At 61.0% G+C, this 11,011-nt stretch carries 12 protein-coding genes, 1 tRNA gene and 1 riboswitch; of the genes, 9 read left to right on the forward strand and 4 right to left on the reverse strand.

Annotation, left to right across the window (positions count from 1 at the left end; genetic code table 11):
• Positions 1 to 3: 3 nt before the first annotated feature.
• Genes GLP43_RS03110 through dxs form a run of 3 tightly spaced genes read left to right on the forward strand, consistent with a single transcriptional unit; the run spans position 4 to position 3,083 of the window.
• Entirely contained in the window at positions 4 to 246 is a 243-nt protein-coding gene (locus GLP43_RS03110) for an exodeoxyribonuclease VII small subunit (protein ID WP_005850957.1), read from the forward strand.
• Positions 200 to 1,138, forward strand: a complete 939-nt coding sequence (locus GLP43_RS03115; RefSeq protein ID WP_237278163.1) for a polyprenyl synthetase family protein — start codon at positions 200 to 202, stop codon at positions 1,136 to 1,138. The genes GLP43_RS03110 and GLP43_RS03115 overlap by 47 nt, the downstream gene beginning before the upstream one ends.
• A gap of 16 nt (positions 1,139 to 1,154) precedes the next feature.
• Positions 1,155 to 3,083 carry a 1-deoxy-D-xylulose-5-phosphate synthase gene (gene dxs / locus GLP43_RS03120; RefSeq protein ID WP_237278164.1) on the forward strand — a complete coding sequence of 643 codons (1,929 nt, stop codon included), beginning with the start codon at positions 1,155 to 1,157 and terminating at the stop codon, positions 3,081 to 3,083.
• A gap of 27 nt (positions 3,084 to 3,110) precedes the next feature.
• Here dxs and GLP43_RS03125 read toward each other — a convergent pair whose 3' ends face one another.
• Positions 3,111 to 3,545, reverse strand: a complete 435-nt coding sequence (locus GLP43_RS03125; protein WP_005850960.1) for a 6,7-dimethyl-8-ribityllumazine synthase — start codon at positions 3,543 to 3,545, stop codon at positions 3,111 to 3,113.
• 80 nt (positions 3,546 to 3,625) lie between these two features.
• Positions 3,626 to 3,781: riboswitch (FMN riboswitch) on the reverse strand.
• 66 nt (positions 3,782 to 3,847) lie between these two features.
• Here GLP43_RS03125 and GLP43_RS03130 point away from each other — a divergent pair.
• The 5 genes from GLP43_RS03130 (at position 3,848) to GLP43_RS03150 (ending at position 8,098) form a co-directional block, all read left to right on the forward strand.
• On the forward strand, positions 3,848 to 4,471 hold the full coding sequence (locus tag GLP43_RS03130) for an FMN-binding negative transcriptional regulator (RefSeq protein ID WP_037964659.1): 624 nt from the start codon (positions 3,848 to 3,850) through the stop codon (positions 4,469 to 4,471).
• Positions 4,472 to 4,539: 68 nt separating this feature from the next.
• The gene (locus GLP43_RS03135; RefSeq protein WP_237278165.1) at positions 4,540 to 5,151 is read left to right on the forward strand and encodes a glutathione S-transferase; all 612 of its coding nucleotides are present in this window, start codon (positions 4,540 to 4,542) and stop codon (positions 5,149 to 5,151) included.
• Between the two features lie 176 nt (positions 5,152 to 5,327).
• Positions 5,328 to 5,888 (forward strand): ubiquinol-cytochrome c reductase iron-sulfur subunit, encoded by a 561-nt coding sequence (gene petA / locus GLP43_RS03140; protein WP_237278166.1) that lies wholly within the window; start codon positions 5,328 to 5,330, stop codon positions 5,886 to 5,888.
• A gap of 12 nt (positions 5,889 to 5,900) precedes the next feature.
• Positions 5,901 to 7,244 carry a cytochrome b gene (petB, locus tag GLP43_RS03145; RefSeq protein ID WP_005850964.1) on the forward strand — a complete coding sequence of 448 codons (1,344 nt, stop codon included), beginning with the start codon at positions 5,901 to 5,903 and terminating at the stop codon, positions 7,242 to 7,244.
• A 5-nt stretch (positions 7,245 to 7,249) separates the two neighbouring features.
• A complete protein-coding gene (locus GLP43_RS03150; RefSeq protein WP_272903174.1) occupies positions 7,250 to 8,098 on the forward strand; it encodes a cytochrome c1 in 849 nt (282 codons plus the stop codon).
• Between the two features lie 131 nt (positions 8,099 to 8,229).
• On the opposite strand, the gene GLP43_RS03155 is transcribed toward GLP43_RS03150, so the two are convergent.
• The 3 genes from GLP43_RS03155 to dapF are packed head-to-tail and all read right to left on the reverse strand — an operon-like array spanning position 8,230 to position 10,796.
• Complete coding sequence (locus GLP43_RS03155) at positions 8,230 to 8,589, reverse strand: putative quinol monooxygenase (protein WP_005850966.1); 360 nt, start codon at positions 8,587 to 8,589, stop codon at positions 8,230 to 8,232.
• Positions 8,590 to 8,649: 60 nt separating this feature from the next.
• Positions 8,650 to 9,906 carry a tRNA (N(6)-L-threonylcarbamoyladenosine(37)-C(2))-methylthiotransferase MtaB gene (mtaB, locus tag GLP43_RS03160; protein ID WP_237278168.1) on the reverse strand — a complete coding sequence of 419 codons (1,257 nt, stop codon included), beginning with the start codon at positions 9,904 to 9,906 and terminating at the stop codon, positions 8,650 to 8,652.
• Entirely contained in the window at positions 9,903 to 10,796 is an 894-nt protein-coding gene (dapF, locus tag GLP43_RS03165) for a diaminopimelate epimerase (protein ID WP_237279914.1), read from the reverse strand. Before dapF ends, mtaB begins: the two co-directional genes overlap by 4 nt.
• A 104-nt stretch (positions 10,797 to 10,900) precedes the next feature.
• Here dapF and GLP43_RS03170 point away from each other — a divergent pair.
• Positions 10,901 to 10,976, forward strand: a tRNA-Lys gene (locus GLP43_RS03170).
• The last annotated feature ends 35 nt before the right edge of the window (positions 10,977 to 11,011 follow it).

An 11,011-nucleotide genomic window follows, 5' to 3' on the forward strand; every position in this document is an offset into this window, starting at 1 on the left:
GCAATGACGGATACTCCGGTAGAAGAGATGAGCTTTGAGGCGGCGATGGCCGAACTGGAAAAGGTTCTGGGCCAGCTGGAACGCGGCGATGTGGCGCTGGATGAAAGCATTTCGCTTTACGAACGCGGGGCCAAGCTCAAGAAACGCTGCGAGACCAAGCTAAAGGAAGCCGAAGAGAAAGTCGCGCAGATCACGCTGGATGGCGACGGCAACCCTGTCGGAGTGGCTCCCGTTGGCGGGGTTTGACATCTCGCTTGAGACAGAGCTGACGCGCCAACCGTTTCATGCGGCCTTGCCCCATGCTGCGGATCTGGCGATTGGCCAGATCCTGCATGGGCTTGGCGGGGTGGACGGCACCGTGGCCGAGGCGATGCGCTATGCCGTGACAGGTGGCAAGGGCCTGCGGGCCTTTCTGGTGATCGAAAGCGCACGGTTGCATGGCGTGATAGAGGCGCAAGCCGCCCCCGCCGCCGGTGCGATCGAGGCGCTGCACGCCTATTCGCTGGTGCATGATGACATGCCCTGCATGGATGATGACGCGCTGCGTCGGGGCCAGCCCACGGTACATGTGAAATGGGACGAGGCGACGGCGGTTCTGGCGGGCGATGCGCTACAGACGCTGGCGTTTGAACTGGCCGCGGCCACGGGCTGCGGCGACGCTGAACGGGTTGCGATGATCACGGGGCTGGCGCGGGCTGCCGGTGTGCGCGGCATGGTGGGCGGGCAGGCGATGGATATCGCCGCCGAAACCGCACGCCAGCCGCTGACCCTTGACCAGATCACGACGCTTCAGGCCGGCAAGACCGGTGCGCTGATTGAATGGGCGGCGACCTCGGGGCCGGTGATGGCGGGCGATAATCCCGCTGCGCTGCGCAGCTATGCGCGCAACCTTGGTCTGGCGTTCCAGATTGCGGATGACATTCTTGACGTCGAAGGCGATGCCGCCACGGTGGGCAAGGCCGTGGGCAAGGATGCCAATGCGGGCAAGGCGACCTTTGTGTCGCTGCTGGGGCTGGACCCCGCCCGCGCCCGTGCCCGTGATCTTGTCGATGCTGCCTGTGATGCCCTGTCCCCCTACGGCAGTGACGCCGAAACCTTGCGAGACGCGGCCCGCTTCGTTATTGCCCGCAAAAGCTGATCCGGTGGAGAGCCAGATGACCGATAGACCAGATACGCCCCTTTTGGACCGTGTGAACCGCCCTGCCGATCTGAAGAATTTCTCGGATGCAGAGCTGGTGAAACTGTCCCATGAACTACGGGCAGAGACGATTTCTGCCGTCTCCGAGACGGGCGGCCATCTGGGCGCGGGTCTGGGCGTGGTTGAACTGACGGTCGCGATCCATTCGGTGTTTGATACGCCGAAGGACAAACTGATCTGGGACGTCAGCCACCAGTGCTACCCGCATAAGATCCTGACCGAACGACGCGACCGCATCCGCACCCTGCGGATGAAAGACGGGTTAAGCGGATTTACCAAACGCAGTGAATCCCCTTACGACCCCTTTGGTGCGGCGCATTCGTCGACCTCTATCAGCGCGGCTTTGGGCTTTTCGGTCGCACGGGATCTGGGCGGCAATGTCCCCGAAGGTCTGGGCGATGCGATTGCGGTGATCGGTGATGGGTCGATGTCGGCGGGCATGGCCTATGAGGCGATGAACAACGCGGGCCATCTGAAAAAACGGATGTTCGTCATCCTGAACGACAACGAAATGTCGATTGCGCCGCCGGTGGGGGCGATGTCGACCTACCTCAGCCGTCTTTATGCCGAAGAGCCGTTTCAGGACTTCAAGGCCGCGGCCAAGGGCGCTGTCAGCATGTTGCCCGGCCCGTTCCGCGAAGGGGCCAAGCGCGCCAAGGATATGCTCAAGGGCATGGCCGTGGGCGGTACGTTGTTCGAACAGCTTGGGTTTTCCTATCTCGGGCCGATTGACGGGCATGACCTGAACCAGTTGCTGCCGGTCTTGCGCACGGTCAAGGCGCGGGCGACGGGGCCGGTGCTGATCCATGTGATCACCAAAAAGGGCAAGGGCTATGGCCCCGCCGAAGCCGCCCGTGACAAGGGCCACGCGACCGCCAAGTTCAATGTGCTGACGGGCGAGCAGAAGAAAGCGCCGTCAAACGCGCCAAGCTATACCCGCGTCTTTGCGGACAGCCTGATCGCCGAGGCGGCCAAAGACGACAAGATTTGTGCCGTGACGGCCGCGATGCCGGATGGGACAGGGCTGAACCTTTTCGCCGAACGCTACCCCAGCCGGTGCTTTGACGTGGGCATCGCGGAACAGCACGGTGTGACATTTTCGGCCGGATTGGCGGCGGGCGGGATGAAGCCGTTCTGCACGATGTATTCGACCTTCCTGCAGCGCGGTTATGATCAGGTGGTGCATGACGTGGCGATCCAACGCTTGCCGGTGCGCTTTGCGATTGATCGCGCGGGGTTGGTCGGGGCGGATGGGGCCACTCATGCCGGCGCCTTTGACGTGGCGTTCTTGGCGAACCTGCCCGATTTCGTCGTGATGGCCGCCGCGGATGAGGCAGAGCTGGTGCATATGGTGGCCACGGCGGCGGCCTATGACGACGGGCCGATTGCCTTCCGCTTCCCACGGGGCGAAGGCGCGGGTGTGACGATGCCCGAACGCGGCGAACCGCTAGAGATTGGCAAGGGGCGCATCATCGCCGAGGGCAAGCGCGTGGCGCTGCTGTCCTTTGGCACGCGCCTGTCAGAGGTGGAAAAAGCCGCCGAGGCGCTGCGGGCCAAGGGGATCACACCGACCATTGCCGACGCCCGCTTTGCCAAGCCGCTGGACCGCAAGATGATCCTGTCGCTGGCCGCCGATCACGAGGCGCTGATCACCATCGAAGAGGGTGCAGTCGGCGGTTTTGGCAGCCATGTGGCACAGCTTCTGGCGGATGAGGGCGTGTTCGACGCGGGGCTGAAATACCGGTCTATGGTGCTGCCCGATATCTTTATCGATCAGGCGAGCCCTGCGGATATGTATGCGGTCGCTGGGATGAACGCCGAACATATCGAGGCCAAAGTGCTGGATGTGCTGGGCATTGCCAGCATCGGGGCGCAGCGGGCCTGACGCACAGGCCCGCGCGGTAAACCCGTCTTAGGCGTCAAGCAGTTGACGCGCCGCGACGATGCCAAGCGCTGCCGAAGCGGCCTCGCGGCCCTTTTCGACGAAATGCGCGCGGTAGATCGCATTGTGGTGGTCGGTTTCCTGATAATGGTGCGGCGTCAGCGACACCGAGAGGACGGGCACGCCCGTATCAAGGCCTACGCGCATCAACCCGTCAACCACGGCTGTCGCTACGAAATCATGCCGGTAGATGCCGCCATCGACCACGAAGGCCGCGCAGATCACCGCATCGTATTTGCCGGATTTGGCCAGGGTCTGCGCCATCAGCGGCATCTCGAACGCCCCGGGGACATCGACAACATCAATCTGGCTTGCGGGGATGGTTTCGGAAAACCCGTCATAGGCACGATCTACAATATCGGCGTGCCAGCGTGCTTTTACAAAGGCGTAGCGGGTGTGTGTCATAGTGATCTCCTTTTTTACGTCAGCGACACAAGTCACCCAAGGCGATCACGATTGCGGACGGCCCCAAGGGGCCGCAACAAACGCATTCTCTTTCATCCGGACTATGACCGTCGGCTCTGGCATCTCACCAGATCTGCTGACCAAGCACCCCCGAAGGGGCGCGTTGCGCTCGCGGGCTCGTGGCACTGGGGCCACATACCGCCGGTGGGGAATTGCGCCCCGCCCTGAGAATAGGGATACGTTGCCAAGGCAGGGGCGCGTCTGCAATACCAAAAGCGCGTTTGCAGTTTGGACCCTACGTTATGCACCCGAATCCCGTTTACCACGACGCCGACACCGCCAAGAACATCGCCTTTGCCCGCGACCGCAGCTTTGGCGTGCTTGCAGCCAATGGCAGCGACGGCCCGTTGATCAGCCATGTGCCGTTTTTGCTGAACGAAGCAGGGGATCAGGCGGATCTGCATCTGGTCAGGTCAAACCCGATTGCGCGGGCGCTAAAGTCCGCGCTGCCCGTCAAGCTCGCCATCAGCGGGGGCGATAGCTATGTCTCGCCCGACTGGTACGACATCGACGATCAGGTGCCGACGTGGAACTATGTGGCGGTGCATCTGACCGGCACGCTAGAGCTGCGCCCGCAAGAAGAGCTGCTGGATCTGCTGGATCGCCAGTCTGCCTGGTTCGAGGACCGCCTACTGCCCAAGCCGCCGTGGACCACCGCCAAGATGAACCCCCTGACCATGCAGAAAATGATGCGCATGATCGTGCCCTGCCGGATGCGGATCACCGGCGTCGACGGGACGTGGAAGCTGAGCCAGAATAAACCCGATGCGGTGCGACTGGCCGCAGCCGACGGGGTAGAGGCGCACGGCTTTGGCGCGGGAACAGGCAGTTTGGCCGACCAGATGCGCGCGGCAAAAGGCGCCTGATCAACAAGCGATTGCACAGGGCGCGGTTGACGGTGATAGTCCGCCCGAACCCTGAGGAGGAGACACGCATGAAACTATCCTATTCCCCGACATCGCCCTATGTCCGCAAAGTCATGGTGTTGCTACACGAAACCGGCCAGCTTGAAGATGTGACGATTGAGAATATCTCGACCACGCCACTGGCCCCTGATGCGGCGCTGCTGCCGAACAACCCGCTTGCCAAAGTGCCGGCACTGGTGCGCGACGAGGGGCCCGCGCTCTATGATAGCCGTGTGATCTGCGCCTATCTGGATGATCGCGCGGGCGGCAAGCTGTACCCGACCGGCAGCCGCCGCTGGGACACGCTGACGCTTGAGGCAACGGCGGATGGTATGCTCGATGCGGCGCTATCGATGGTCTACGAGGGCCGGATGCGCCCCGAAGGCAAGCAGATGCCGGAATGGGTCGAGGGTCAGTGGTCCAAGATCGAACGGGCCTGCGCGGCGCTGAATACACGCTGGATCAGCCAGCTTTCCGGTCCGCTGGATATGGGGCAGATCGCCGTCGGCTGTGCTTTGGGATACCTTGATTTCCGGCACGACGCGCGCAATTGGCGCAAGGGAAACGACGCTTTGGCCGATTGGGCGCGCCGCTTTGATTCGCGAGCATCCATGCAGGCCACCGCCCCTCCGGCAGGATAAAAGCGCAAAAAATCCGGTCTGCACCCTTGAAGGAATGCAACACTGCGACGGTTTGCGCGACAAAGGTATCTGGACGTGCGCGACGCAGCCCGCTAGTAACCAAAAGAATTGTGGGAGGTGCGTCAGCGCCGCCCCTTGATTTAATGGCCGTCAGGCCCTCGATTTGGAGTTAACCCGTGTCCCAAGCAGAAGATCACGCAGGCACCCGGAGGGATTTCCTCTATTACGCCACAGCTGGTACAGGTGCGGTCGCCGTCGGCGCGGCAGTCTGGCCTTTGGTCAATCAGTTGAACCCATCCGCAGATGTGAAGGCGCTGTCGTCCATCCGCGTTGATGTGTCCGCTGTTGAGCCAGGTACACAGCTCACGGTCAAATGGTTGGGTAAGCCGGTGTTCATCCGCCGCCGTACCGAAGAAGAAATCGCCAAGGCACGTGACGTTGAAATGTCCGAGCTGCCCGATCCGGGCGCCGAGAACGCCAACATCGCAGCCGGTGCCCCCGCGACGGACGAAAACCGCGCGATGGTTGGCAAAGAAGACTGGCTGGTAATGATGGGCGTCTGTACCCACCTGGGCTGCGTGCCTTTGGGCGACGCAGGTGATTTTGGCGGCTGGTTCTGCCCCTGCCACGGATCGCACTATGACACTGCGGGCCGTATCCGCAAAGGGCCAGCACCGCGCAACCTGCCGGTGCCCGTCGCAGAATTCGTGGATGAAACCACGATCAAACTAGGTTAAGGGAGAACGGGAATGGCTGGAATTCCTCACGACCATTACGAGCCGAAATCTAACGGAGAGAAGTGGCTGCACACCCGTCTTCCCGTTGTTGGGCTGCTGTACGACACACTGATGATCCCGACACCGAAGAACCTGAACTGGATGTGGATCTGGGGCATTGTTCTGACGTTCTGTCTGGCACTGCAAATCGTGACCGGCATCGTGCTGGCGATGCACTACACTCCCCATGTCGATGTCGCGTTCTCGAGCGTTGAACACATCATGCGGAACGTGAACGGCGGCTACATGCTGCGCTATCTTCACATGAATGGCGCGTCGCTGTTCTTTGTTGCGGTCTATGCGCACATCTTCCGCGGCCTGTACTACGGGTCGTATAAAGCGCCACGTGAAATCACCTGGATCGTCGGCATGCTGATCTATCTTCTGATGATGGCAACCGGCTTTATGGGCTATGTTCTGCCTTGGGGTCAGATGTCGTTCTGGGGTGCAACGGTTATCACCGGTCTGTTCGGTGCGATCCCGTTCATCGGGGAAAGCCTGCAAACGCTTCTGCTGGGCGGGCCTGCGGTCGACAACGCCACGCTGAACCGTTTCTTCAGCTTGCACTATCTGCTGCCCTTCGTGATTGCCGGTCTGGTGATCGTGCACATCTGGGCCTTCCACACCACCGGGAACAACAACCCCACGGGGGTCGAGGTCCGTCGCACAAGCAAGGAAGACGCAGAGAAAGACACGCTGCCCTTCTGGCCCTACTTCGTGATGAAAGACCTGTTCGCGCTGGCCGTGATCCTGGTTGTTTTCTTTGCGATTGTTGGCTTCATGCCGAACTATCTGGGCCACCCCGATAACTATATCGAGGCGAACCCGCTTTCGACGCCTGCGCACATTGTGCCTGAATGGTACTTCCTGCCGTTCTACGCGATCCTGCGTGCCTTTACTGCCGAAGTCTGGGTCGTTCAGATTGCGTCCTTCGTGACCGGTGGCATCATCGACGCCAAGTTCTTTGGTGTTCTGGCGATGTTCGGTGCGATCGCGGTGATGGCACTGGTGCCTTGGCTGGACACATCCTCGGTGCGTTCGGGCCGCTATCGTCCCATGTTCAAATGGTGGTTCGCGCTGCTGGTCATCGACTTCTTCGCGCTGATGTGGCTGGGTGCCATGCCTGCGGAAGAGCCATATGCCAGCTTCTCGCTGATCGCGTCGGCCTATTGGTTCGCATACTTCCTGGTGATCCTGCCGCTTCTGGGTGTGATCGAGAAACCAGCGCCGCAGCCTGAAACCATCGAAGCCGACTTTGACGCGCATTACGCGCCAAAAACCGGCGGCACCAAGACGCTGGTCAAGCCAGCAGAGTAAGGACCATGACAATGATCAAGAAAACCTTCCTTTCGGCTGTTGTCGCCTTGGGCTTTGCAGGTTCCGCTGCTTTCGCCGCCGGTGGCGAAGCGCATGTCGAAGACTTTGACTTCTCTTTCGAAGGGCCGTTCGGGGCCTTCGATGCCAACCAGCTGCAACGCGGTCTGCAAATCTATACCGAGGTCTGCTCTGCCTGCCACGGTATGAAGTTTGTGCCGATCCGTACGCTTTCGGATGAAGGTGGCCCCCACCTTCCCGAAGATCAGGTCCGTGCCTATGCGGCGAACTTTGATATCTTCGACGCCGAGCTGGACGACACACGCCCCGGCACGCCGGTTGACCATTTCCCCGAGTCCGCGTTGGAAACCGCGCCGGACCTCAGCTTGATGGCCAAAAAGCGCGCCGGTTTCCACGGACCTTACGGTCTGGGGATCAACCAGTTCTTCAAAGGCATCGGTGGGCCCGAATACATCGCGTCCCTGATGATCGGCTACGAAGAAGCGCCTGCCTGTGCCCCCGAGGATTTCCCCGGCCACTACAACACGGCCTTCCCAAGCGGCGGTATCCCCGAGTCCTGTAAGGACGAGCATGGTCACGCCACAGTCGAAGGCAGCTGGATCGCAATGGCACCCCCGTTGTACGGTGATGACGTGACCTATAACGACGGCCACGCCTCTGACCTGCACCACGAAGCCGAAGACGTTGCAGCCTTCCTTATGTGGACAGCCGAGCCCAAGTTGATGGCACGCAAGCAAGCCGGTTTTGCTGGCGTTCTGTTCCTGACACTTCTGTCGGTCCTGCTGTATCTGACCAACAAACGTCTTTGGGCCCCTGTGAAGCACAAGGAAGACTAATCTTCCTTCACACGGCCAACACTGAATATAGCCCCCTGATCCCTTCGTGGTTCGGGGGGCTTTCTTTTTTGGGGCAATCGGCTGATCGCCAAACTCGCTGGTAGGACACCGGTACAGAGGGTGACCGTGACTTAGCGGTGGAACCCTGCCACGCGGTCAAGCCGCACACCGCCATAGCCCGCAAGCACGGACATCACCGCGGCGGTGGCAGGACCGTAGACGGTTAAACGCACCGGCATGAACAGCTCTGTAAACCGGTCAGCAAAGCGGCCACCGAACTGCGCAAAATGCGCCATCACGGCTGCGTTGTCCGCATAACGTTCCAGCACAGTGCAGGTGCGTCGGTCGTCGGACATGTAGAATTCGCAATGCAGCGTACGCGGTTCGTCTGCCTCTGCAGCCTGTACCATTTCCTCAAGCAACGGTTGGACATTGTCGCCCTGACCATCCCGCACGTCCATCTCGAGGACCCATTCGATAATTTCGCTCATGTTAAACCTTTCTCGCTAGGGAATCACCCTAGAGGAGAAAGGTTTACAATCTGCAACGTCTCACACAGCCAGCAGATGCCCTGCGTTCTGGCCGGTGATCGTGGCCGAAACGATCGCGCCCTCGGTCTGGTGGGTGGCAAAATGGGTTTCGGTAAATTGTTCGGTCCGGCCCATGGTGGGGCTTTCCATCAACACCTGATGGGCGCGTCCTTGTTGGGCCGCCAAATGGCGCGCGACCTGCGCGTCACCCGCAGCACGTAGCTGCGCCGCGCGTTCCTTGATCAGCGTGCCGTTCACTGCGGGCATCCGTGCCGCGGGCGTGCCTTCGCGCGCCGAATAGGGGAAGACATGCAGCCATGTCAGATCGCAGTCCGTCACCAGCTTGAGCGAGTTATCGAACATCGCGTCGGTTTCGGTCGGGAAACCGGCGATGATATCGGCCCCAAAGGTCATGTCGGGGCGAAGTTTGCGGGCCTCTTGGGCGAAGCCGATCGCATCGTCGCGCAGATGCCGACGTTTCATCCGTTTCAGGATCATGTCGTCGCCGTGCTGCAAGGACAGATGCAGGTGCGGCATCAAGCGGGGCTCGGTGGCGATGGCCTGCATCAGATTTTCGTCTACCTCGATCGAATCGATGGAGCTGATGCGCAAGCGCGGCAAGTCGGGCACCAGCCGCAGGATGCGCATCACCAGATCCCCCAGCTTGGGCGTCGCGGGAAGGTCCGCACCCCAACTGGTCAGGTCCACGCCGGTCAGAACGACTTCGTTAAAGCCCTTGTCGACCAGCCGCTTGATCTGATCCACCACGACCCCCGCAGGAACCGAGCGGGAATTGCCGCGGCCATAGGGGATGATGCAGAAGGTACAACGGTGATCGCAGCCGTTCTGGACCTGCACATAGGCCCGGCTGCGCGTGCCGAATCCGTCAATCAGATGCCCCGCCGTTTCGGTCACCGACATGATATCATCGACCTGCAGCGCCTCTGTCTCGCCGATGAAATCAGCCGCCAATCCCTGCCACGTTGCGCCGACCATCTTTTCGGTGTTGCCGATCACCGCGTCGACCTCTGCCATCTTGGTGAAGGTCTCCGGTTCGGTCTGGGCGGCGCAGCCGGTGACGATCAAACGCGCGTCGGGGTTGGCCTTGCGCAGCTTGCGGATGTCCTGGCGGGCCTTGCGCACCGCCTCGGCGGTGACGGCGCAGGTGTTGACGATCACCGCGTCTTTCAGGCCAGCCTGTTCGGCCAGTTCCTTCATCGCCTCTGTCTCATAGGCGTTCAGGCGGCAGCCGTGATTCGAGAAGATTGGAGCGCTCATGTCAGGCTTTCCAGAAACGAAGGGGTCAGGACGCCGCTGAAGACATGGGCCGACGGGCCGGTCATCCAGACGCCATCCTCGCGCCAGTCGATGTGCAGCGTGCCACCGTCCAGATCAATACGCACAGCGCGTCCTGTCAGCCCTCTGCGCGCCGCTGCCACGGCCGTCGCACAACTGGAGGAGCCGGAGGCCAGCGTGATGCCCACACCCCGTTCCCACACGCGCATACGGATGTGGTCGGGGCCGACGATCTGGGCGATCTGCACATTGGTGCGTTCGGGGTAGAGCGCGTGATGCTCGATACCGGGGCCAAAGGCGGGCAGATCAATCGCGTCAACATCATCGACAAAGAAGGTGCAATGGGGGTTACCCATGCCGGTGGCAGTCGGCGCGCCGTCAATCGGCAGCTCAAGCGTATCCATCTGGTGTGCCAGCGGAATTTCGTCCCAGTCAAGCTGCGGATGACCCATGTTGACCGATGTCAGCCCATTGCCGGCATCCCGCGCCGCCAGATCGCCGCGGTCGGTGGTCAGGTGCAGCTGGGTCTTGCCGGTTTCCTCCATCAGGAACCGTGCGATGCAGCGCGTGGCATTGCCGCAAGCGGCAGAGGTAGAGCCGTCAGCGTTGAAGAACGTCAGATGCGCATCAGCCGCGCCATTGGTGATCACGGCCAGCTGGTCGAAGCCCACGCCGAACTGGCGATGTCCGATGGCCTGCGCAAGGGCAGGGGTCACCTTCGGGAGCGCCGGGGTGCCGTCGGTACGCGCATCCAGCACATCTTTCAGGCGCGCATCCAGCACGACTTTTTGGCGCGCATCCAGCACGACGAAATCATTGCCCAGCCCATGCATCTTCATGAAGGGCAAACCGTTGGTCAGATCACTATACATTCGGCGCATATAACGCGGCATTTGAAACTAATCCAGCGAGAGTGAAATTTTTCGTAAGTTTCCGCTTGACCCCAAGGCCGCACCTTTCTAGATACCCGCCTAGTGGGCCGTTAGCTCAGTTGGTAGAGCAACTGACTTTTAATCAGTAGGTCGATGGTTCGAACCCATCACGGCTCACCACTACTTTCCAGTCTGACTGGAACGGATAAAAACAG

The organism is Sulfitobacter sp. M39 (assembly GCF_021735935.1).
In the GTDB taxonomy this organism is placed as follows: Bacteria; Pseudomonadota; Alphaproteobacteria; order Rhodobacterales; family Rhodobacteraceae; genus Sulfitobacter.

What these genes read in the sequence shown, in the direction of transcription:
- GLP43_RS03110 (WP_005850957.1), top strand. Translation starts at nt 4, where the DNA reads ATGACGGATACTCCGGTAGAAGAGATGAGCTTTGAGGCGGCGATGGCC.
- GLP43_RS03115 (WP_237278163.1), top strand. Translation starts at nt 200, where the DNA reads ATGGCGACGGCAACCCTGTCGGAGTGGCTCCCGTTGGCGGGGTTTGAC.
- dxs (WP_237278164.1), top strand. Translation starts at nt 1,155, where the DNA reads ATGACCGATAGACCAGATACGCCCCTTTTGGACCGTGTGAACCGCCCT.
- GLP43_RS03125 (WP_005850960.1), bottom strand. Translation starts at nt 3,545, where the DNA reads ATGACACACACCCGCTACGCCTTTGTAAAAGCACGCTGGCACGCCGAT.
- GLP43_RS03130 (WP_037964659.1), top strand. Translation starts at nt 3,848, where the DNA reads ATGCACCCGAATCCCGTTTACCACGACGCCGACACCGCCAAGAACATC.
- GLP43_RS03135 (WP_237278165.1), top strand. Translation starts at nt 4,540, where the DNA reads ATGAAACTATCCTATTCCCCGACATCGCCCTATGTCCGCAAAGTCATG.
- petB (WP_005850964.1), top strand. Translation starts at nt 5,901, where the DNA reads ATGGCTGGAATTCCTCACGACCATTACGAGCCGAAATCTAACGGAGAG.
- GLP43_RS03150 (WP_272903174.1), top strand. Translation starts at nt 7,250, where the DNA reads ATGACAATGATCAAGAAAACCTTCCTTTCGGCTGTTGTCGCCTTGGGC.
- GLP43_RS03155 (WP_005850966.1), bottom strand. Translation starts at nt 8,589, where the DNA reads ATGAGCGAAATTATCGAATGGGTCCTCGAGATGGACGTGCGGGATGGT.
- mtaB (WP_237278168.1), bottom strand. Translation starts at nt 9,906, where the DNA reads ATGAGCGCTCCAATCTTCTCGAATCACGGCTGCCGCCTGAACGCCTAT.
- dapF (WP_237279914.1), bottom strand. Translation starts at nt 10,796, where the DNA reads ATGTATAGTGATCTGACCAACGGTTTGCCCTTCATGAAGATGCATGGG.